The sequence below is a fragment of the Paenibacillus sp. FSL L8-0435 genome (genome assembly GCF_037965655.1).
Classification (GTDB): Bacteria; Bacillota; Bacilli; order Paenibacillales; family Paenibacillaceae; genus Paenibacillus.
This window is the reverse complement of the sequence record NZ_CP150185.1, coordinates 5,067,816-5,089,114: the sequence shown is the minus strand read 5'-3', so window position 1 is coordinate 5,089,114 and position 21,299 is coordinate 5,067,816. Positions and strand designations below refer to the sequence as shown.

Below are 21,299 nucleotides of genomic sequence, written 5' to 3'. Positions count from 1 at the left end.
TAAATGATAATAGAAATCAGGATTGAGGAGAGGTAGTTTCTTTGTGATTAACTTTTTTTAATCTGGAGTTTAAATTGCTTATCTCCTTTTATATTTTTTGAAGAATTAGCTTTTACAGGTCGACCAAGAGTTGAAGGAAGCACTCGTGTATTATGGGGATGTGAAGCAGAATGACATTAAATATGAAATGTTTTTTGGCCCTTATCATAACGGCATTGCTCGAGATATCGGAAGAATAGACATCACCGCCGAGGAAATGGGTGACTATAATTACTGGCAGAAACAGAATCTGACGGTGGAACAGAAGAAGTATCTTGCCCAGCGAATTATGGCTCCGATAAGCGAAGAAGAATTATCTACCCTGATGGGTGAATTCGAGCAACACGAGATGACTATGAAAGGGTTAGACGGGGAGTTCAATGGATTTACAGGCAGAGTAAGCACGAAAAAGGGTTCTTCAGGTGTACCCGAACCCTCAGACCACCCAGGTACAACGGGTTCTCCAAGTGCTGCTGCTAAAGGAACAACGACGACAGACAAACCGGCTACAAGCAAAACAAAGACATTTGTGAAAAAGTCAAAAGATGTGATTGTTAAAGCCTTCAGCGATTATTATAAAGAGAGCCAGGTCATCCGGTTTCAGCCTTGGGGCAACTTGGGAAAAAACAAGCCCAAAGAGTCGGGGAATGCCTCTGGAGGGAAAACAAGCTCGAACGCTGGGAATAAGTCAAGCGACGGGGCAGGAACAAGTTCCTCCAGCAATGGCAAGAAACCGAATCAGACCCCGAGCAGTAGTAAGAAGTCGCAATCGTCAGGTGAAACGGATGCTACTGCATCGAGTCCAGGTACAGGGAAGAAGTCTGGCGACGGTGAAGGCACAAACTCACCAAGCAGTGGCAAGAAAACGGGTCAGACACCGAGTACTAGTAAGAAGTCCAAATCATCGGGTGAAACGGATGCTACTGCATCGAGTCCAGGTACAGGGAAGAAGCCTGGCGATGGTGAAGGAACAGAATCATCAGGTAGTGGCAAGATAGAGGATCCAACTCCGAATACCAGTAAGAAGACCCAAACATCCGGAGAACCGGATACTGCAGGATCAAATACAGGTACAGGGAAAAAGTCGAGCGAGGGTGAAGGAACAAGCTCATCTAGCGCTAACAAGAAAGATAATCAGATTCCCAACAGTCATAATCAGTGGAAACAAGATTCATCGAAGAAAAAAGGAAAAGATGATAAAAAGAAAAAAGAGGAGGAAAAACGTAAAAGGGAAGAGGAAGAAAGACAAGAAAGTGAATCAGAGGCTGAGGGGACGGGACAAGCTGTTATACCGCCACCAATAGTCTATGAAACAGTTAAGTATGGAGATCATTTTACAAGAAAGAATAGAAAAAAGTTTTAAAACCAAATATAGAATACACATCACCAGATGGTTATAATTATCGTACGGACAGTCAAGGGCGTATTATTGAATGTGAAGGAGCACTTGTACTTGGTAAAGGAGACCGTAGTGAATATGCCCAGAGGACGGTAGGAAAAGGGCAAGGTAGGTTACCTGATGACGATGGTGGACACTTGATAGGGGCACAGTTTAAAGGACCAAAGGATATCGATAACTTAGTGCCACAGAATAGCCAAATTAATCGAAGTGGCGGAAAATGGTATGAAATGGAAACTGAATGGGCGAATGCTCTGAATGAAGTACCACCTAAAAAAGTTACTGTGAAAATTGAACCAGTCTATTCAGGAAGTTCAATGAGACCACATTCATTCGAAGTAACTTACCAAATAGGGAAGAAAAAGAAGTTACTATTACAATACAGAATCAACCGGGAGGTTAGTAGAATGGAACAGCAGATGAATGATTTATATAGAGAGATAGCAGAAACAATAAATGAATTGATACCTGAAGATTGGGAAAATTTTTATTTTAATGGCGAGGTAGAAAATGGAGAAGGGGGTGTTTTCTTTTTCTTCAAACCAATAAATAAACATGATTATGTTTATTGCCGAGATATTTTGAAGAATTACAATATTAATTCAGAAATATATAAAAAAACTATGAGAAAGTTGTTGAAAGTTACCAATGATCTAAAAAATATATTTATAGAAGATGGACAAGAGCCTTGGTTTTCAATAACCATGAAACTTACATCTGAAGGAAAATTAAATATAATATACGACTATACAAAATGGGGAGAATCCAATTTTGGCCCTTCAGACAGGTTAGAATATTGGGAAAGTAAATATCTGAATAATATTCCACAAGAAGAGAATGACAGAATAAAGATCGAAAAAATGAAGCAGTTTGAAGAAGCGAATTAAATGCCATTTTTCTTTGGTAGGACTACCCAGTGCCGATTACATCCATCATTCGACCAATAACACAACTAACCCATGTAATACCCGTATAAAGATTTCATCATTTCGGTTGTACGCAAATCAATTGCTTTAATTTTATAATTTAAATAACGCTATTCCTATACATCAAACAGGTTAATTATGGTCAGATACCACCATGATTGACCTCTTTTTTATTACCTTCGTTTTCTCACAACTTTTAAATAAGCTGATGATCAGTCAAGACAACGGAGTAAGGTATTCAATCAATCAACTGGATACTCCAGATGATATAAGTAGTAAATTTGATTTATCCAGTGTAGAAGGGTATGAGCGAAAAATCGATAATACAAAATATTATGATCATGATAAGGGTGATTTTGGCGAGGAAGTTGCGAAAAAAATCGCAATAAACAACAATCTGGGTAAGGATATTTCCGATCAATTTCAAGTTGGTAGGAACGGCATAGATGGAGCCTTTTTGTCCAAAGGTCCGCCTCCTAAATTAACCATGATTGAGGCTAAGACTTCCGAGTGGGGAAATTTCAATTATTCAACAGAGCAAAAACTGGGTGGTGCTAAATATTTTGAAGTGATGTCAAGCCGTAAAAATAAAAGTTTTGCGGATTTTAAAGCAAAGTACAAGAAACTTTTAAAAGATAACCCAGGGTTGGAGTTTGAGTATATCAGAGTAGAGGTTGATATTTCGAAAACTTCGGTTGGTTTTGGAGTAGATGTTGTAAAAGTAAAAGATTGGAGTAAGGAGATAAAATAAAACTTAAGGAGAACACAATGGTTAATTCAAAAAAAATGCATTTGGCCTACAAAAGGTATGTCAAAAACTTTTTTGGTAGTAATGCCGTAAATGAATACGAAGAAGGTAAAAATGAGATTGTTGAGGTCATCGATATTAATGATACAGAGAGAGATCACATTCTATTAATTGATATGGATAATATATCTTCCTTTTGGTTAGATGTGTGGAAAAATGACGTATTGATTAAAAACGGTCGAAATGTAAGTGCGCTAAAAAAATCCAACAAATAAAATTTTATCAGTGCATGGGTAGGCATATTTATAGAGAGCGTTATCCGAGCCTGAAATTGATTGATTATTCTTTCGAGTATAGCATCATCGCATTAATACACTTCAATTTATACGGATGGGTAAAAGAGGAAAAGATATTTTTTGATTTTATAGTCAAATATCTTGGAGATAATTTAATGGAAGCGAATGATTGGAATCAACATATCTGGTTTTTACTAGAGTTATATCTCCAACATACCAAGCAAGAAATTGAGGGAACTAATGAATATGTTCACTTGGCTGTGAAATCCGCATTAACAAATCGGGAACAGCCATGTGGCTTGATTCCCGAAGAACTTGGAATCTACAGAGAAGTATTGGAACAATGGAATACACCTGATGTGGATGAAATTACGCATTTAATTGGAAGAATGTCCGAACATCATTCCACGCTTGCTTCAGAGTTAGGAAAATCGCTTGAGTTTGGAAATTATGATTACGCTTTTTATCCTTATGAAATTTTGTATTTGCTTCATGTGAGAAAAAACAAGGTCTGCCCAACCCAAGTCATTTTGATGATTTCCTGATGAACTTACCGGAGGCTAAAATGAACATTCAAGATCCTGAACCGTATCCAGAATGGGATCCCGTTTTACGAATGATTGATGACTTCTATCGCAAAAACTATCCAGAGTATATCCCAAACCACCATGGAGTTCTGTTTGAATAGGAGAGGAGGAAGACTGCATGGCAGATGAAGATTTGGTGCCGTTAATTTTCGATGATACAGAGGATATCGACATAATTTTGAATGATCCGGATGAATCACTGGCGTATTATAGTATGCTGAATCATGGCTTAGCGACCAAACGGTTTTTATTTCTGGACTACAAAGGAGAAGTGGATCAGGAAATCGTCAATTACATCTTAGACTATGAGTATGCCTATGATATCGAATTGGGAACTGCAGATCAGCTAGAAGAGTTGGGAGAGTTTGACTACAAATATCTCCCTGAGAAAATTAGGGAGGTAAACAAGCTGATTTCTCGAAAAGGATATGGTTTATTCTCCTATCCGACAGCAGGAGACTTCTATGCATTGTTCATCGCCGAACTTAAGCATGAGGGTGCGCTAACCGAAGTGGATTTACTAGAAGATGAAGATATTCCTGAAAAAGAGCGTCATATCCAGTTGTATATTTAGTTCAGAGTTAAGTCAGACAGGCTCCAGTTATTTGACTGGGGCTTATTTGTTTTGAGGTTTTTTAGAAAGGGTTAATCTTGCGTAATAAAAGTCAAAACTTTGATCAACCATATGATACACAAGGTCTTAAGAATTATATTCAGTGATACGTAATAAGAAAAATGACTAAAGATTTGGATAAACAGAATGGAGTCCAGGTTGCACATCATTGCACATCGTATGATGCTAGAAGATCATCATATGCGAAAACCACGATCTATCTGCTCTTGATGCCAGAGCTTGGTGACACGGTAGAACTGTACATTCCCGGAAGTCGCGAGTCCAAGGCTTATATTCGTCATGCAGTACCCGAAAGCAAGCGTTCGGTTTCCGGTGGAACGCAACACAAAATGTGGGGCCACCCTGACGGACCATCTATTGGTATGTCATCGGATGAGGTGACCGTAGAGGCTGGAGCTGGATTGGTCATCACACTGAATGACCAGGGTGTAACGATGCAGAGTGCAGGTAATATCTCGATTCAGGGTGGCAGTCTATCGCTTAAAGTAGGTCAGATTAAAGCTACCGCCCCTGAAGCAATTTGGCTTCTTGGCGGAGGAAGCAGCTTTATATTGGATGGACAAGCTGATGTTTGTGCTGGACTACTTCAACAAGAAGGCAGCCATAAGGCACCGGTCGTGGTAGCTGATTTGCCGCCGGAGCCGCCCCTTATTCCGCTTGAACAATATGAGGCAGCTGCTATGCAGCCTTCCGTGGTTAACATGAAGGAGGTCTCCCTGTTTGGTGCAGCGGTCGCCATGGCGGGCATGATCCCCGTTTTGGGTATGCTTGGAGGTGCACCAGCCATTGCGGCACAGGCCGTTGTCGTTGGCGCTGCAGCAATCGGCTTGATCGGGAACATCCCAAGTGCAGGATCCTTTAAGCCTTCGGCCCTACAACTTCTGAATTATCTGAATGGTGATTTCGTGGGCAAGATGCAGCAAGAAGAGGCTTATAAGCACCAATTATTTGGTAAAGTTGTCTCAGTAGCACGAGAGTTAAGCACGGCTACTTCCTTTATGGATTTTGTGAAGAAACTGCATCAGCAGGAAAAGGAAATTAGCCAGATGTATTATCAGATTCCAGGCAATACGAGGGAGCATTGGGCTCATCAATAGGTTGACCAAGAGTTGAAGGAAGCACTCGTGTATTATGGGGATGTGAAGCAGAATGACATTAAATATGAACTCTTTTTTGGCCCTTATCATAACAGCATTGCTCGAGATATCGGAAGAATAGACATCACCGCCGAGGAAATGGGTGACTATAATTACTGGCAGAAACAGAATCTGACGGTCGAACAGAAGAAGTATCTTGCCCGGCGAATTATGGCTCCGATAAGCGAAGAAGAATTATCTACCCTGATGGGTGAATTCGAGCAACACGAGATGACTATGAAAGGGTTAGACGGGGAGTTCAATGGATTTACGGGCAGAGTAAGCACGAAAAAGGGTTCTTCAGGTGTACCCGAACCCTCAGACCAGCCAGGTACAACGGGTTCTCCAAGCTGCTTCTAAAGGAACAACGACGACAGACAAACCGGCTACAAGCAAAACAAAGACATTTGTGAAAAAGTCAAAAGATGTGATGGTTAAAGCCGTCAGCGATTATTATAAGGAGAGTCAGGTCGTCCGGTTTCAGCCTTGGAGCAACTTGGGAAAAAACAAGCCCAAAGAGTCGGGTAATGCCGGGGAAGTGGGTTCCGGAGGGAAAACTAGCTCGAACGCTGGGAATCAGTCAAGCGACGGGGCAGGAACAAGTTCCTCCAGCAATGGCAAGAAACCGAATCAGACCCCAAGCAGCAGTAAGAAGTCTCCATCGTCAGGTGAAACGGATGCTACTGCATCGAGTCCAGGTACAGGGAAGAAGTCTGGCGACGGTGAAGGCACAAACTCACCAAGCAGTGGCAAGAAAACGGGTCAGACACCGAGTACTAGTAAGAAGTCCAAATCATCGGGTGAAACGGATACTACAGGATCGAATACAGGTACAGGGAAAAAGTCGAGTGAAGGTGAAGGAACAAGCTCATCTAGCGCTAACAAAAAAGATAATCAGACTCCCAACAGTCATAATCAGTGGAAACAGGATTCATCTAAGAAAAAAGGAAAAGGTAAAGATGATAAAAAGAAAAAAGAGGAGGAGAAAAGTAAAAGGGAAGAGGAAGAAAGACAAAAAAGTGAATCAGAGGCTGAGGGGACGGGAAAAGATACGAAGAGGTATGGTGATCCTCCCGAGGAAGAATTTAAATTTAAGATTGAAATTGCTGCTGAAAAGAAAGCTGAAGAAATAAGAAGTACAGGATTGAAAGATATAGAGGATTTTGCTAAGAATACAGGTTTGGAGTTACAGGATGCAATTGATTTAAAATCACATCTGTTTCTTAATAAATATGATCTTCCAGCTTACGATGAGAAAGGTTTATACTTTTATAAAACTAGATTAACACCTGATCCCGAAGTAATATATGCTTATCACAAAGTTCTGGATGGAGAACTGACTCCTGATCAGAAAAAATGGTTTCAACAGTTAAAAGCACATGAATTAGATGAAAAAGCCCGAATGGATTCTGGGGAAGAATACTATAGGCATCCAGGTTCTTGGGATTTCGAGTCGAAAACCTGGAAATCAAAGCCTCCTGGTGCACATGATAATGCTGTACCACAACCTGAATTTGGAACATTTCCTGGATATAAGGAGGAAAGTTCGAGATTTTATAAAATCAAAAAAGGTGATGAATATGAGATTGTCTTTTAGTAGTGCGGTGAAAAAAATAAATGAAATAGACTGGAATACAGGAGAAAAGCCCAAAGAATCACATTCAGCTCTGTTAGCTGAATACTTGAGAAGAATTGCTGTCTTTACAAGTTCTTATACTTCTAATCAAAGCCCAATAGGAAGTCCAGTTAGAGTCCTAAATATTGAAAACAATGATTTGCTGCTAGAAATTGATAGGATTGTGGATGAAAGTTTGCCTGACATTAACAACCCTATACACTATAAAATATGTAGAAATTATTTAGAAACAGCATATGTTGTTGAAAAAGGCTTATCGGAAGTCTTAAAAGTAGCAAATATTTATGAACCAATTATTAAGTTTTTTGAAAGAGGTGGGAAACTAAGATTCGATAGCGACAGGGCTTTGAGTTGTGGTAGTGCTGCTTTTGTTCTTGAAAATTGGATTGATTTTCATAGCAGTAGGCTAGAAACCGATATAAGTGACTCTAATTTGGAGAGAATTGATCTTAATAATAAAGATGTTTAGTTAATCTCGATATCGTACCTCGAACGGGTCAATTATGGTCAGATATTACCATGATTGACCGTTTTTTTGATTTGTACCTCCAACATCCATGCGCACCATGCACGGCCAATTAAGGATCAGGAGATAACGAGTCAAGTATATTACCGCAACTGACTTTTTTCTTTCTTAGCTTTATTACGTTTCTTAAATTTACTCACTACTGTAGATGAACTGAATTTTGCATATTCAGAAGTGAATATCGAAGGTATAAACAAAAAGGAATTTTATGCACATAGTGGATCGAATCGTGATAACAAGGCAAAAGACTATGCTGATTATTCAATAAAGCTACCTAAACCTAAGTATGAGGCTACTCATGCGCCGGATAGAGGAGGAGGTGTAAGATTTGGAGATAATGATACAGATATAAGATCCTAAATGATTTAGCTGCTAGACTGGATAAATTAAATGATCCTTCACAAGCCCATGGGAAAATAAAATTATTTACTGAAATTAATACTTGTACAAGTAGTGAGCAGAGTTATTAAGAAATTCCACGAAGATTATCCAAATATTGATATTGAAGTAATCCACAATGGTGACAAATTAGTTGAGTTTTAATAAAGGAGATAAGCAGATGAAACGAAATTATGAAGCTTTATTTGGTGCTTTTTATGAAAGGTATTTTGATTATAAAAGCGAGAGAATGAGTAAATGCTGAAGCACTTGCTTGTACCACTGAGGCATACTTCGGTATACAAAAAAGAGGCGAAAGGGAGAAATCAGTAATATTAATTTCAGAAGGAAGAATTTATTTAACACATTCAAGTATATTCATAAAATCAAAACAGAGGATAGTTGAGGGATTAAATTCTTTAGATTTAAACAAGTTGCAACTTGAAACGACTCCGGATGAGTACCAGGACATATTAGAACGAAGAGATATGGTGCTTGATAGAATCGAAAGTATACATGCGGAATATATTCCATATTCAAGATTGTACTGCTATTAAATGGAGAATGAAGTTAAAAATTACTTTGGGAATATCATTAATGACATGAAAGATACGAGTGGGCTCGTTGAGCAAATAATGGAGCGTTTCGATCGTGAATGTAGGAGTACACTTAGTGAGAAAATTGTTGTTAAAACAACACTTGCAGAACTACTTATCCGTGAATTTGTGAAAATAAAAAGCGAATTCGAGAAATTCGATATGAATGAAGTGGATGAACAATTAACAGAAGCTGAGCAATCAGATCTTTCTATACGAATCAAGGAAGTATTAACTAAGCTTCAAAATTATAAATCATGAGTACCATATCGTAAAATTGAATCATAAAATCTAATAGAAGGTATGATTGGAAAAACACCTAACGAGGGGCTCATGATCTTGCACCTCCTCCGCAAAAGTATTTCCCAGATTTTAATTCGGATGACACTATCTTATAATTTAACTAATATAATTAAATTTTAGGAGGGCAGCTAGTTGAATCAGATATTTGAAGATGCCAGAACCATTATAAGAAACATTAATTGGGAGAATGAAGAACCTAACAAACCTTCACATGGAATATTATTATATGAGTTTTTAAGGAGAGGTTCTCATTTTTATGATTTTATAGATCAAGAACCTAACAAGAGACTTGCAGTGTTTAGTGCAGCAGATATCTGTGATATAAAGTTGCCAATTGAAATATATGGATACTGTGATGAATTAAACGAAATTAAGGATGAGTGGTTAGTCAAATCAGTTTGTAAAAGCTATTTGGAATGGGCATATTTATCTGGTGAAAACGAGTCGATAGCACTTGAATTCCAAGGACTCTATACTCCAATTATAAAGTTGTTTAGTAGAGGCGGGAGGATAAGATACCATAATGGAGAGTTAACCTATGGAAGGGCTGCACGTTCTCGAATTGTTTTTGTAGAAATGAGCACGGTTGAACCAATGGATATTAGTGAAAATAGTCTGGATAAACTGGACAAAAATTGGGATGAGAAAATAAAGTAATCGTAAAGTGGTTTTAGAAGACTAATCAGTTCAAAAGTTATTATTTTTTGGAGTAGGTCCGGGATACGCGATAAGACAGTATATAAGTGGGATCGGAAAAAGAAATGTAAACAAAGTAGATATAGGCATAAATAAAACAGATCGATCCTGGTCAAAGAGCCAATGGTGTCGATCTGTTTTGTAATAGATTTTTATAAATTACGAAAAAGTGTACAGGGAGGTGCTGATTTAACAGGTAAACAAAGAAAACTGATTAGAAATAAAGCTGCGGAATTAAAGCTTATACCAAAAATTGAAGTGAAAGAAAGTAGAAGGTATTTGTTTCGGCTTTGCTGATTTCGAGGGGGCTGGTGTATTAGTGCACACAGATTACCTTCCAAAAGATTTGTGGAAAAAAGGTGACACAGAGCAGTTTCACTGGCTGAATAAAATTTACCGGAAGACATAATGAAATCGGTTAACGATGGACCTTATACATGGCATCACAGAAGTACCGGGGAAAATGCAATTAGTTCCCTTTGGTATACACAACATTACTACTCATAATGGTGGTAGATCAACCGGAATATGGGCAGATGCACCGAGATAAGGGAGGAAAAAAATTGTGGGAACGAGAGCAAAATCTATTATCTATCCATTACCAACTGATCAGGTATTGTCAAAAGAAGAAGGTTTTTGGAGGGTAGTATTGCCTTCAGACTATAAAGAATTTGTTAAGATAAACAACAGAGGCATTCCAGAAAGATGTTATTTTAGTTGTAATAGTCATAATTACTTAATTACTAGATTTTTGTGCATTCTTGAAGATCCAACCGACAATGGATTTGGAATATTTGATATTGATGCCACAAAATCTCAACTTGATGAGAGATTAATTGATGATGAGGACTTAATAGGAGTTTCCTTGTTACCAGTAGCTGTTCTATTTTCTGGTGACTTTATATGCTTAGATTTTCGTGAATCTAGAAATTCTCCTAATGTTTGTGTCTGGGATCACGCAAATTCTGGTGAATTCGATCCAGTGAGTTATTTTTTGGCGGAAAGTTTTTAAAGATTTTTTGGCATTGTTAACTTAATAAACAAAACAATATACTTAGGCCTGTTAATGTTACACAAATATTTACAACAGATCGTACAATACAACCAGCAGATAGAACACTAAACGATTCAAACAGGAAATGTTTTAAGAGCTAAAGGAGGTATAAAGAAGTATGCCATCTATTCCGAATTTCGTTTTTGAGAAAGAAATACCTATAAGCATTATCGAGAAATACAGATCGAGAATTCCTGTTGAACTAATTGAAGTATGGAAGGAATATGGACTGGGTAGTCTTTCCAATGGATATCTGAAAATTATTAATCCTGATCAGTATTTAGAATTATTACAAGATACCTACAGTCGAGCAAAATTAGCAATTCCTCTATTTACAACAGCAATGGGAGATATATTGATTTGGGAAGATGGATACTTAATGGCGCTTAACTTCAGAAAGCATGAAGTAAATGTTATAGGGAAAAATTTTAAGTACTTTTTTGGGGACATAAGTGATGAATATTTTTTGAATAAAGCTCTTGACTGGTCTCCCTATCTTGAAGCGTTTGAAAAATATGGAGAGCCTGCTGACGATGAATGTTTTGGCTATGTGCCTCTTTTAGGATTAGGTGGAGCAGAGAAAGTTGAGAATTTAAAAAAAGTTAAATTTATTGAGCATATATATATAATCAATCATTTTATGGGACCAATGGAATGAAAATAAAAAATGGAGACCGATATAAATGTTTAAAAGTATGGATTATTTTCTATAAGGGGCATCTATAGGAGGTATATAAAAGCTAATTGGAGAGTAAGCAATGGGAATAATTTGGGAACGTACAGTTGGAGATATTAGTGAAGATATAATTAATAAGGTTGAAAAAAAATATGGTATACAATTTCCTGATGACTATAGAGAATGTGTTAAAAACTATAATGGTGGGCATCCTGTACCAAATATATTTTCCTATGATGATGGAGGAGAGGGAGTTTTTGACCATTTACTAAGCTTTACAAGTGAGCCTAATATTGTTTTAGTTTATGAATTTATAAGTGATTTCATGCCAAAAGAGATATTTCCATTTGGAACAGATCCTTTTGGCAATCAGCTTTGCTTTGATTACCGAAAAAGTAAAAATTCACCTTCAGTTGTTTTTCTTAACAATGAAGAATTTGGTGAGGACTCCATTACTGAGGTATGTAACAGTTTTTCTGAGCTCTTAGAAACATTACATGAGGCCAGCGATGAATATTATTGACTTTCTTAATAGGTGGGTGGATAAGTATGAATATAGATGAAAATATTATTAAAAGTTCATATCCTCCTGTAAGTCTTCAGGAGATTGAGATAGTCGAGAAGAAGTATAATATGATTTTCCCTGATGATTATAAGAAATTTTTAATGTTAAAGAATGGTGGAAAAACTGGTACTAGAAGGAGATTTACTACAAATGATGACCAAAAAGAAGGTGAAATAGAGTCTTCTATTTTGATGTTTTTTCCTTTGTCTAATAATTTAAATAATAATTCAGAACAAAAGTATCGTCTGTACACAGAAGCAAATATTTTATCGAGAATTTATTATCCAATAGGTGAGACACCGAGGAATAATTTAGTTTGTATTGTAGTAGAAGGACCTAATAAAGGGAGTGTGTATCATTTCGATATGGATTATGACAATTATATTGAAAAGAAACTTCCTCTAGAGGAAGAACATATCAGACTGATCACAGAAAGTTTCACTGACCTTTTGGATAGTTTATTTGTTTCTCAGACGTAGGAATAATCGTGAATAATTTCAAAAATTAGAAGTTAAAATTATAAGGCCTATTTCATCAGTATTATTCAGGTGGAATGGGTCTTTTTGTGAGAAAAGATTTCTAAATAAAATGAATGAACCTAATGCACCGACAACGCCGAAAAATAGCACCAAATCGAATACGAAACCAGAAAAAAATGAAACGCCGAATGAAGTGAATACGTGGAAGCCATCTCCATCTAAAAAAAAGGCGAAGGTAAACGGCAAGTCGATGCGAAACCGTCTAAATCATCCGAACCGAAGAAACCAAAGGTAGAATAGGATACAAACAATCCGAAGGAAAATACGGAAGGCACTGAGGAGACGGGTAAAGGTAAGAAGTTAAAACTGTCGGATTTGACATAAGAAGTAATGGAAACGAAGCCAATAATTTCCTGTCCCTAAAAATGGTAGGATAAAGGTGGACATATTTCAATTGATGGGAATGGAACATGGACATATACTAACAAAAATGGAATATCGGTTAGTTATCCTAATGGGTGTCCTGACTTTTCAGCATTTTACCATCTAACTATTAAACCAGCTATTAAACCAGCAGTAACAATAGAAATTACTATTCCTAAAAACCCTCAGGCGGACTCCAAGAAGGCGAACTTAGAAGCAGGACTAAATAAGGATTCTGATCCACCAGTTACTGAACTAAATCAACCTCCAACTGGGTACACTTGGCATCATCATGAAGATGGAAAGACAATGGTTCTTGTTCAGAAGGATATCCATAGGGACTTTAGACATATAGGTGGTCAGTCTACAGTTAACGGAAAAAATGATTATAAAGGAGAATTACCATGGCAACGATTTATAACACAAATAAAAAAATTAAATTAAAAAATATTGAGGAATTTGAAGCAAAATATGCTTTCTTACTTCCGGTTCAATATCGCGATTTTTTGCTTGAGTATAACGGTGGTAATGTAAAGCCAAATGTTTTCGAAATTTCAGATGATGAAGGAGAGACTGCTCTCAACACACTTTATGGGCTAGATATCAATGAATCCTACGATGAGTTATCAAGTGTGTTTGACTCATTATATGGCGAAATCCCAAACGAATTTATATCTATAGGTGATGATTCTGGAGGAAATCAAATTTGTCTGGGAACTAGCGAAGAGTATGCGGGGAAAATATATATTTTCCTTCATGATATAGAACCTACTGAGAAGATGAGCAATATGTTTCTTATATCTGATTCTTTTGATAGCTTTTTAGATAGTTTATATGAAGTTTAATCTTTAGAAAATGACGGATGCAGAAATGCTAATTTCAACTTGAATTATAAGTCGAAATTGGCTTTTTTATTTGTCTGATCCCTGATCTTTCACCAGTAGCTAAAGCAGAAGTTCAAATTGAGTATATGTTAGGTGGAAAAGGCACATACGGAGGAGCAGCGAGAAGAGCTAATTTTGCTCAATCAGATCAAAGGTTAGCTGAACAACTTAATAATTCTCCTGAAATAGCACGCCAATTTGGTATGGAGTCTGGTAAAATTACTGCTAAAGATATAAAGATTTATCGAGATGGAAATAAACTAACATGGCACGAATTAAATGATGTTAAAACAATGCAGCTAGTACCTACAGAGATGAATAGTACTTTTGGGCATCTTGGAGGTGTGGGAGAAATGAATGCAGGAGCGTTTGAACCTGGGGGATTTCTAATAAACAATAAAGAGGGGAGTACACAATGATAAAGAATGATCCTGTTTTTGGAGTGCTCGAATATAACTATGGTTGGACTAGGAAGACTATGTTTCAATTATTCGGAGGAGAACTTGAAATTACATTGATGATTGATGGAGATGAAGATGGAAGATTTGATGAAAAACAATATTCGGCATATCAATCATTGATACAAGATTGGAAACAAGTGCAATTTAACTTATTACAACCTATTTTGGATTATTACATACAAAAAAGAAGTGAATTGGGTTATGATGTTGCGTTTAATGAGAATTATCCATTAGTTGAAACAACAACTCAACTGATGAAGATGATTACTTTAGAGGGGATTGTTGTTCCGTATGGAGACATTAATGAAGAACGTGACATTGGAGTTCTTTTTAGTTGTACATGGGATTCAGAGAATGGTTTAGGGTTGCGTTTATTAGATGAAGAAATAGCTGATGTAGGATACCAAGATGTTGCAATTTGATACCAGGCTAATTAAATCGTATAGCACAACCATATCCAACGAACCCAACATTAAATGATTCAAACATTTGATTAACATTCAAAAGCTCTTTCTTACTTAATTTATGAGTTAGAGAGCTTTTTGCGTGTCGAAAATAACTAATGGTTGCTTGGTGGGGTGGTAGCTTCATTTTGAACGGGGAGACCAACGTACGAGCAGGTCTATTGCAACAGAAGGGTAGCAACAAACCTGTTCATGTAGCGAATCTGCCACCAGAGCTAGAGCCACTGTTCATGGCGATTGAGGAGTACGAAGCGGTTTTCCCGACGGTTAAAGTGAAGAAATTAAAAGGTTTGAAATCTCCGATATGAAGTGTAGTATTGCATGAAGATATATTACCAAGGAACTTTTGAAGGCAACAGAGGTTGTACAATTCAAGTGGCTGAACGCTAGATTACCAAATAAAGTACAACCAGAAGAACAATTTGTCACCATAATGAGGAAAGCGGATTGATGCAACTTGTACCTTTTGGTATTCATAATATTGCAAAGCATAATGGAGGAAGAACAAAGGGACATTGAGCAGACGCCCCAAGACATTAATTTGAGAGGTGAAATATGTTAAAAATAAAAAATAACAGTATAATTTATCCGCTTCCAGGTAGTAATTTAATTAAGCGTGTAGAAGAGAATTTTGAAATCGAGTTTCCTAAAGATTTTATAGATTTTATATCGGAAAGCAATGGATCTATTCCAATAACTAGATTTTTTGAATTTAAATCGAATAGATATGTGGTTGATCGTTTTCTTTGTTTATTGGACAAGCCAAGCGAGCATGATAAAGGTATGTATGATATCAAGGTTGTTTTCAGTCAATTGGATGAAAGGATACTCTCTGATGGAGATATGACAGGTGCTGAATTAGTACCAATTGCAGCTCTATTTGCAGGAGATTTTGTTTGTCTAGACTATACTGAAAGTAAAGTCGATCCAGTTGTTTGTATATGGTATAATGAGGAGTCAGATGAGTATGACCCAGTTACAGAAAAAATTGCAGATAATGTTAATCGTTTTCTTGATATGCTAGAAGAATAGGTTCTTCCTATAATGCAATCATATGAGAAAAATTAAAAGGCTTACTCCTACTCGAACAATGAGTCAGGAGTGAGTTTTTTATAGTTTGATGAAATGGCTATAGTTGTTACATCTGTTACCTAAAGGTGTGCTTGTTTGAGCTGGGAGTTCACCCCTATACAGGAGAGCCTGTTTCAGATTCCTATGCCAAAATGATGACGACAACACTCAAATGGAATCGAGTTATTTTGAGTTTCCAAATGGTAGAAAGAGCATCATATCCAGTTTTATACTAATGGTGTGTACGAAAGGAAGTTGTTGTTAGGGGATTCTGATCTTCCTGGTTAAAGTCCATGTGGTGGGGCATGTGTTAAAAGATGAGAATGGGAAGTGAAGCATATGAGAATGGATGTTAATACGATTGTTGTTCCATTACCAGGAGATGATTTATTAGATGCAGTTGAGCGAAGTTTCAGAGTTTCATTCCCTGAATCTTATAGGCACTTTATTAAGGAACATAACGGAGCTGTACCAATCACAAATATGTTTAGTATGAATCAGCAAGAATACATAATAGAAAAATTTCTATGTATATTGGATGACAGTGAGTCTGATCCTATTAATGGATGGTATGATATTGAAGTTACTATTACGCAAATAGGTGATAGATTAACTGATAATGAAGATTTAGTGGGAATGAATGTAGTTCCTATTGCAGCGCTTTTTTCAGGAGATTTTATTTGTTTGGATTTTAGAGAAACAGAAGAGCCTACTGTAGTTATTTGGTTTCATGAAGAGTCAGAGGAGTTTTCTCCTGTGACACAAAAAGTCGCGACCAATATATTAGAATTTTTTGAATTGCTGAGTAAATAAAGTTCTCCTAGTTCATGTTAACGAATGCCCCAATTGTCAGTATCTTGTAGAGAAATTAGGGGTGCGTTTTGAACGTGAATTGTAAAACTTAAAGAAGATCTGTGGAAATATTTGAGTTGAGCGATGTGAGTGGAGAATTAACAGAAGATAGAAGAGAGATCTGTCTAATGAGAGATGACAAAAATCAGTAAGGAAGTGACCTGATGGAATTTGAATATCATGTAACCATGCGTGATCTGAAGCAGAACGAGAAAGAGACCTTTATCAACATCTGTAATCAAGAGAACGTGAAGCCCGTGTTGATCGTCTTGGACAAAGGTGAATATATTAATCAGCCAATGATTACAGGCATTGTACATAGCACGAATTACGAAGAAGTGAAGAATGTTATTGAAGAAGTTGGGGCGAAGTTTCGGGATAACGGATTCACAGTTGTTCGGACGAAGGTGGAAATTCCGGCTAAGGAAGAAACGTATTTTGATCAGCCGATGCTGGCACAGTCCAAGCCTTATTTCGAATGGCACGGAAAGGTATATGTGGATGATGTGGCCGTATTGAAGCAACTGTGCGCGGATTCGGGCGGACATATCTCACGGAACTCACTTAATGCAGATGGCAAAGTGAGATTCGTAACGGTCCGTGAATATGAGAGTGCAGAACATTTTTATCGTAGAGTGGGAGAGATCCATACCATTTTGCATACGAACAAGATCGAACTGTTAAAACAGCAATATGAACTGTGCATCTATGACAGCCGGGAAGAACTGGATCGTGGATGGATCTAATTGGATGTTGAGTACGATGAATGGAGGAGGAGAACGAGTGTCAGAAAAAAACATAAAAATGCACCTCCTAAATGAGGATGAGAGATTCATTGTTGTGTTAGAAGCTCTATTAAAACGCGCTTCTCTAGTGAATAGTCCATTTGTATTAAAAGGAAGCTTATTAACAAGACAGTATTTGGAGAATCCCAATATTCGTTATGTGGATGACATCGACTTTCTGTATACAGGTCGAATTGAGAATGAGGATCAGGCCAATGCAGTATTTACAGACTGGATGATCCGGGTAACGGAGATGGACCTGAATGACGGTATCATATTCCGAAGCTTTCGGGAGAATGCCTTCTGGAGAAGAATAGACTACGCGATGGCGGATGATTTTCCTACGGTGAACACGGAGCTTGCCTTTTATATTGATAGTGAACCAAGGAATGAAAATGAGTATGAGGATGAACTGCATCTTGATATATCTTTTAACCTCGACTTGGATGAGAAGCCTGTTACTCTATCCTACCAACCCATGGTTGGTGAAGCTTTTGTCGTTCCTTACACTGTACCACTCTCCATCCAAATTGCATGGAAGCTGCATCAAACGATAGTGAGGCCCAGGTTTAAAGACTTGTATGATTTGCAGCATCTGTTGTCTAACCCGTTATACGATCAGCAGGCGCTCAAGGAGACAATGCAGACCCTGGCCAACGAGTGCAGCATGGACCCAGCTATTACGAGAGAGGATATGAAAAAGATACTGGTTGACGATCTGCATGATGTATTTTCGAGGTTAAATTACGATTATGACTTGCAGTATTATGCCGGAAGCCGTAGTCCTGAAGTGTATTTTATGGAATTTGTATCGGAGCTGCGCCAAACGATGAATCACGTTGGTATTAACAGTGACGCATATGAACATTTACCAAGTTGCCCCACGCATACATAAAGATCTTCATGCACTGAAGAAGCAGACCTAAAAGCTTTCTGTAAGAAAACTGCTTCGGGAGCATTCACTTCGCCTTTATTCGTAGATGAATTTGAAACGAACACCCCAACTCCGATACAATGTTCTCATAGAGTCTGAGAGAATGGATCAAATACGGTGCAGAAATGGAGAAAACCAATATGACTGATTTTATCAACGCTGACGATATTAATGACGTAATTCTGGCTGCGGCAGCAAACGAGCTGGAGCAGATGGTGGACAAAATGTGTGAGCTGATTGGCACGCCTTTGGAACAGACAACAGAACTGGAGCGTCAGGTCATGGCTGCTTTTGGTTTTGGCGCGGTGTATGGCATCACTCATCGGGATCAGCTAGCGGAGCCGCAGGCCCATGCCTTGAGCATTCGGATGCTCATTAAACCGTTTAATTACAGTGAACAGCAGGCGGTTGATTTTGCCGATGATCTGATTCGGGTGGCTTCCGATCGTGAGGTTCATCCGGTGATGAATACGATTATCCAACGTGGGATTGATGGACACCGCCAATTCAACCAGGAAAACGATGAAGGATTGGAACGTAACATTCAGGAGATTTTAACAGCGGTTCAATCGCAAAAATAGACGGTTTTAATAGATGTGGGAGATGATTGCATTGGATCTGATGAAATTAAGCAAGGAACTCTCATACGCTCTGCGACATGCACCATGGGAGTATGAACTGGAACTGGACGAAGAGGGTTGGGTGGAAATCTCGCAATTGCTGGTGGCTTTACATGAAAGTCCGCAGTGGAAGGAAGTCACGCAAGCCGATTTGGAGCAGATGATTCAAGCCTCGGAGAAAAAGAGACATGAAATCCGTTCAGGCCGCATCCGGGCATTGTATGGACATTCGACACCCCATAAGATATCAAAGATATCTGCTGAGCCACCGGAAACCCTGTACCATGGGACCCCGGCACGCGCAGTGCATTCTATTATGGAACATGGCTTACAGCCGCGGCAAAGGCAATATGTACATCTGTCCGCAGATATCGATACGGCCAATCAGGTGGGACGAAGACGGGATGATCAGCCTGTCATTTTGAAAATCAATGCTGCTCAAGCGGCCACAGACGGAATCCTTTTTTATCATGGAAACGAAAATATCTGGCTGGCCGATCATATTCCCGCACGTTATATTCTTGAGCAGTGAGCAGTGACCAATGAGTGATGAACTGTTGTGGAAAGCATAAATACCTATCTCGAATTGCAACAGTCGCAATGAATGGATTGAATGTGTAGTCTTCCGTTCAAGTTGTATACCGTTGTATTGATCGTTAGCTACACAAAAAAAGGGACGCATCCAACACTTGTTGGTGTGTCCCTTTCTCATATCCAAAACTTACTTGCCTACAATTGCTTTAATACCTTCGCTAAGTGGCTGAGCCGGACGGCCAAGCAATTTCTCTAAAGTATCACTCTCTACAGCCAATGCGCCTTCACGGATGGCACTTTGCATATCAACAAGCATCGATACGACAAAGTCCGGTAGACCTGCACCTTTCATGATGTCAGCGTAAGCGGCATCGTCCACGTTTTGCACGTTGATTTCCTGCCCAAGCACTTCACCAACAATGGCAGCCAGTTCAGCTTGCGTGCGTAGTTTGCCGGACAATTCATATACGGTATTCTCATGTCCTTCTCCTGCGAGAACAGCTGCAGCAGCATGGGCGTAGTCACTTCGGGTAGCCCAGCCTACTTGGCTGTTGTTGGTGGCATGAACCCAAGGTGCACCTTGGGTAGCTGCTTGCACACTGCCTGCTTCATTTTCCAGGTACCAGTTATTGCGCAGGAAGGAATACGGAATGCCTGATTCACGAATAGCTTTTTCTGTAGCGCGGTGAACTTCCGCCAGGGAAAGGGTATTTTTCTCTGCATTCACAACGCTTGTATAAGCGATGAAACCCACGCCTGCGTTCTTGGCAGCGTCAATGGCAGCCTGATGTTGGCGAATACGCGTTTCATTGTCACCATCAGTTGAGATGAGCAACAGACGGTCTACACCGGCAAAAGCTTTCTCCAACGTCTCCGATTGATCGAAATCACCATGACGCACGTCAACCCCTTGAGTGCGGAGTGCTTCCGCTTTCTCTGGATTACGTACACTTACTGCCACATCCTTGGCAGAATTGTTTTTCAACAATGCCTCTACAACCAGTGAACCCAAATGACCTGTGGCGCCAGTAACCAAAATTTTCATTTTCTTTTCCTCCTAGGATATGTGTTTTGTTTGCATATGGATGTAATCAAAATTGTTATAACAGGTGTGATTACAACGAAAGGGTTAAAAAAAGCTCATAATGAGCTTTGTTATTCAGAGACATGAATCTGATCCATCATCTGCTGTATGGTTACACGATTCAAGCGCTGTTCCATGGCTGTCTGAGCCTCAATGAGTTCGGCACGCAGGGTGTGTTCAATCATGTTGCCGACCGGACATTTCGGATTCGGATGTTTGTGAAAGTTAAACAATTCCCCATCCTCCACCACCTCAAGCGCTCGATATACATCAAGAAGGGTAATGTTGGCTGGATCTTTCAACAAGGAAGCACCGCCTACACCGGGTCTGACGTCAATTAGACCAGCCTGTTTCAACTTGGACATAATCCGCCGAATAATCACGGGATTTGTATTCACACTCTGCGCGATCACATCCCCGGTGCATTCATTGGGCATAACAGCGATCAGGGACAGGGTATGAACCGCAATGGAAAAGCGACTGCTGATTTGTCTCATGGGATAATCACCACCG

The 21,299-nt window shown here is 38.7% G+C and carries 26 protein-coding genes and 2 pseudogenes; 26 read left to right on the top strand and 2 right to left on the bottom strand.

From position 1 onward, the window contains the following. Positions 1-130: 130 nt before the first annotated feature. From NST33_RS22645 to NST33_RS22520, 26 genes and pseudogenes are all read left to right on the top strand, one after another. Entirely contained in the window at positions 131-1,402 is a 1,272-nt protein-coding gene (locus tag NST33_RS22645) for a hypothetical protein (protein WP_339305147.1), read from the top strand. Between the two features lie 8 nt (positions 1,403-1,410). Further along, positions 1,411-2,325 (top strand): immunity protein YezG family protein, encoded by a 915-nt coding sequence (locus NST33_RS22640; RefSeq protein ID WP_339308750.1) that lies wholly within the window; start codon positions 1,411-1,413, stop codon positions 2,323-2,325. Positions 2,326-2,518: 193 nt separating this feature from the next. Next, positions 2,519-3,115: a hypothetical protein gene (locus NST33_RS22635; RefSeq protein ID WP_221821881.1), complete on the top strand. Its 597-nt coding sequence runs from the start codon at positions 2,519-2,521 to the stop codon at positions 3,113-3,115. A gap of 17 nt (positions 3,116-3,132) precedes the next feature. Continuing rightward, positions 3,133-4,096, top strand: a pseudogene (locus NST33_RS22630) (hypothetical protein). A 17-nt stretch (positions 4,097-4,113) separates the two neighbouring features. Further along, on the top strand, positions 4,114-4,569 hold the full coding sequence (locus NST33_RS22625) for a hypothetical protein (RefSeq protein WP_221821884.1): 456 nt from the start codon (positions 4,114-4,116) through the stop codon (positions 4,567-4,569). Positions 4,570-4,742: 173 nt separating this feature from the next. Beyond that, on the top strand, positions 4,743-5,726 hold the full coding sequence (locus tag NST33_RS22620) for a hypothetical protein (protein WP_339305144.1): 984 nt from the start codon (positions 4,743-4,745) through the stop codon (positions 5,724-5,726). A 12-nt stretch (positions 5,727-5,738) separates the two neighbouring features. Next, positions 5,739-6,125, top strand: a complete 387-nt coding sequence (locus tag NST33_RS22615) for a hypothetical protein (protein WP_221821888.1) — start codon at positions 5,739-5,741, stop codon at positions 6,123-6,125. A gap of 49 nt (positions 6,126-6,174) precedes the next feature. Further along, complete coding sequence (locus NST33_RS22610) at positions 6,175-7,362, top strand: hypothetical protein (protein WP_339305142.1); 1,188 nt, start codon at positions 6,175-6,177, stop codon at positions 7,360-7,362. After that, positions 7,340-7,870, top strand: a complete 531-nt coding sequence (locus tag NST33_RS22605; RefSeq protein WP_339305140.1) for a hypothetical protein — start codon at positions 7,340-7,342, stop codon at positions 7,868-7,870. The genes NST33_RS22610 and NST33_RS22605 overlap by 23 nt, the downstream gene beginning before the upstream one ends. 1,037 nt (positions 7,871-8,907) lie before the next feature. Beyond that, on the top strand, positions 8,908-9,162 hold the full coding sequence (locus NST33_RS22600) for an Imm3 family immunity protein (RefSeq protein ID WP_339283616.1): 255 nt from the start codon (positions 8,908-8,910) through the stop codon (positions 9,160-9,162). A 174-nt stretch (positions 9,163-9,336) separates the two neighbouring features. Then, entirely contained in the window at positions 9,337-9,861 is a 525-nt protein-coding gene (locus NST33_RS22595) for a hypothetical protein (RefSeq protein WP_221821894.1), read from the top strand. Between the two features lie 604 nt (positions 9,862-10,465). After that, positions 10,466-10,912 carry an SMI1/KNR4 family protein gene (locus tag NST33_RS22590; protein WP_221821896.1) on the top strand — a complete coding sequence of 149 codons (447 nt, stop codon included), beginning with the start codon at positions 10,466-10,468 and terminating at the stop codon, positions 10,910-10,912. Between the two features lie 160 nt (positions 10,913-11,072). Continuing rightward, the gene (locus NST33_RS22585) at positions 11,073-11,612 is read left to right on the top strand and encodes a T6SS immunity protein Tdi1 domain-containing protein (protein WP_221821897.1); all 540 of its coding nucleotides are present in this window, start codon (positions 11,073-11,075) and stop codon (positions 11,610-11,612) included. Positions 11,613-11,712: 100 nt separating this feature from the next. Further along, complete coding sequence (locus NST33_RS22580) at positions 11,713-12,153, top strand: SMI1/KNR4 family protein (RefSeq protein WP_253502147.1); 441 nt, start codon at positions 11,713-11,715, stop codon at positions 12,151-12,153. 26 nt (positions 12,154-12,179) lie between these two features. Beyond that, positions 12,180-12,674, top strand: a complete 495-nt coding sequence (locus NST33_RS22575; RefSeq protein ID WP_221821899.1) for an SMI1/KNR4 family protein — start codon at positions 12,180-12,182, stop codon at positions 12,672-12,674. Positions 12,675-13,121: 447 nt separating this feature from the next. Further along, entirely contained in the window at positions 13,122-13,541 is a 420-nt protein-coding gene (locus tag NST33_RS22570; RefSeq protein WP_339308748.1) for an HNH endonuclease, read from the top strand. Further along, positions 13,502-13,942 (top strand): SMI1/KNR4 family protein, encoded by a 441-nt coding sequence (locus NST33_RS22565; protein WP_221821900.1) that lies wholly within the window; start codon positions 13,502-13,504, stop codon positions 13,940-13,942. The genes NST33_RS22570 and NST33_RS22565 overlap by 40 nt, the downstream gene beginning before the upstream one ends. A 77-nt stretch (positions 13,943-14,019) precedes the next feature. Continuing rightward, positions 14,020-14,400: pseudogene (locus NST33_RS22560) on the top strand (HNH endonuclease); the annotation flags it as partial. After that, positions 14,397-14,864, top strand: a complete 468-nt coding sequence (locus tag NST33_RS22555) for a DUF2004 domain-containing protein (protein WP_133385600.1) — start codon at positions 14,397-14,399, stop codon at positions 14,862-14,864. The pseudogene NST33_RS22560 and the gene NST33_RS22555, both read left to right, overlap by 4 nt. Positions 14,865-15,004: 140 nt before the next feature. Beyond that, complete coding sequence (locus NST33_RS22550) at positions 15,005-15,214, top strand: hypothetical protein (protein ID WP_221821901.1); 210 nt, start codon at positions 15,005-15,007, stop codon at positions 15,212-15,214. Between the two features lie 247 nt (positions 15,215-15,461). Further along, on the top strand, positions 15,462-15,938 hold the full coding sequence (locus tag NST33_RS22545; protein WP_221821902.1) for an SMI1/KNR4 family protein: 477 nt from the start codon (positions 15,462-15,464) through the stop codon (positions 15,936-15,938). A gap of 378 nt (positions 15,939-16,316) precedes the next feature. Beyond that, positions 16,317-16,790 (top strand): SMI1/KNR4 family protein, encoded by a 474-nt coding sequence (locus NST33_RS22540; RefSeq protein WP_100528557.1) that lies wholly within the window; start codon positions 16,317-16,319, stop codon positions 16,788-16,790. A gap of 203 nt (positions 16,791-16,993) precedes the next feature. Next, on the top strand, positions 16,994-17,575 hold the full coding sequence (locus NST33_RS22535) for a hypothetical protein (protein ID WP_221821904.1): 582 nt from the start codon (positions 16,994-16,996) through the stop codon (positions 17,573-17,575). A gap of 37 nt (positions 17,576-17,612) precedes the next feature. Next, positions 17,613-18,509 (top strand): nucleotidyl transferase AbiEii/AbiGii toxin family protein, encoded by an 897-nt coding sequence (locus NST33_RS22530; RefSeq protein ID WP_313771467.1) that lies wholly within the window; start codon positions 17,613-17,615, stop codon positions 18,507-18,509. Between the two features lie 179 nt (positions 18,510-18,688). Beyond that, positions 18,689-19,129 (top strand): Imm48 family immunity protein, encoded by a 441-nt coding sequence (gene imm48 / locus NST33_RS22525; protein WP_221822061.1) that lies wholly within the window; start codon positions 18,689-18,691, stop codon positions 19,127-19,129. A gap of 31 nt (positions 19,130-19,160) precedes the next feature. Beyond that, on the top strand, positions 19,161-19,700 hold the full coding sequence (locus NST33_RS22520; protein WP_076214213.1) for an RNA 2'-phosphotransferase: 540 nt from the start codon (positions 19,161-19,163) through the stop codon (positions 19,698-19,700). 189 nt (positions 19,701-19,889) lie between these two features. On the opposite strand, the gene NST33_RS22515 is transcribed toward NST33_RS22520, so the two are convergent. Both NST33_RS22515 and NST33_RS22510 read right to left on the bottom strand, forming a co-directional pair. Continuing rightward, complete coding sequence (locus tag NST33_RS22515) at positions 19,890-20,747, bottom strand: SDR family oxidoreductase (protein ID WP_339305132.1); 858 nt, start codon at positions 20,745-20,747, stop codon at positions 19,890-19,892. A 110-nt stretch (positions 20,748-20,857) separates the two neighbouring features. After that, on the bottom strand, positions 20,858-21,283 hold the full coding sequence (locus tag NST33_RS22510; protein ID WP_047843833.1) for an Rrf2 family transcriptional regulator: 426 nt from the start codon (positions 21,281-21,283) through the stop codon (positions 20,858-20,860). Positions 21,284-21,299 lie beyond the last annotated feature (16 nt).

Coding starts and splice junctions, on each gene's coding strand:
- NST33_RS22635 (WP_221821881.1), top strand. CDS start 2,519: ATGATTGACCTCTTTTTTATTACCTTCGTTTTCTCACAACTTTTAAAT.
- NST33_RS22515 (WP_339305132.1), bottom strand. CDS start 20,747: ATGAAAATTTTGGTTACTGGCGCCACAGGTCATTTGGGTTCACTGGTT.
- NST33_RS22545 (WP_221821902.1), top strand. CDS start 15,462: ATGTTAAAAATAAAAAATAACAGTATAATTTATCCGCTTCCAGGTAGT.
- NST33_RS22540 (WP_100528557.1), top strand. CDS start 16,317: ATGAGAATGGATGTTAATACGATTGTTGTTCCATTACCAGGAGATGAT.
- NST33_RS22565 (WP_221821900.1), top strand. CDS start 13,502: ATGGCAACGATTTATAACACAAATAAAAAAATTAAATTAAAAAATATT.
- NST33_RS22575 (WP_221821899.1), top strand. CDS start 12,180: ATGAATATAGATGAAAATATTATTAAAAGTTCATATCCTCCTGTAAGT.
- imm48 (WP_221822061.1), top strand. CDS start 18,689: ATGACTGATTTTATCAACGCTGACGATATTAATGACGTAATTCTGGCT.
- NST33_RS22510 (WP_047843833.1), bottom strand. CDS start 21,283: ATGAGACAAATCAGCAGTCGCTTTTCCATTGCGGTTCATACCCTGTCC.
- NST33_RS22555 (WP_133385600.1), top strand. CDS start 14,397: ATGATAAAGAATGATCCTGTTTTTGGAGTGCTCGAATATAACTATGGT.
- NST33_RS22535 (WP_221821904.1), top strand. CDS start 16,994: ATGGAATTTGAATATCATGTAACCATGCGTGATCTGAAGCAGAACGAG.
- NST33_RS22580 (WP_253502147.1), top strand. CDS start 11,713: ATGGGAATAATTTGGGAACGTACAGTTGGAGATATTAGTGAAGATATA.
- NST33_RS22585 (WP_221821897.1), top strand. CDS start 11,073: ATGCCATCTATTCCGAATTTCGTTTTTGAGAAAGAAATACCTATAAGC.
- NST33_RS22600 (WP_339283616.1), top strand. CDS start 8,908: ATGAAAGATACGAGTGGGCTCGTTGAGCAAATAATGGAGCGTTTCGAT.
- NST33_RS22625 (WP_221821884.1), top strand. CDS start 4,114: ATGGCAGATGAAGATTTGGTGCCGTTAATTTTCGATGATACAGAGGAT.
- NST33_RS22550 (WP_221821901.1), top strand. CDS start 15,005: ATGGTTGCTTGGTGGGGTGGTAGCTTCATTTTGAACGGGGAGACCAAC.
- NST33_RS22605 (WP_339305140.1), top strand. CDS start 7,340: ATGAATATGAGATTGTCTTTTAGTAGTGCGGTGAAAAAAATAAATGAA.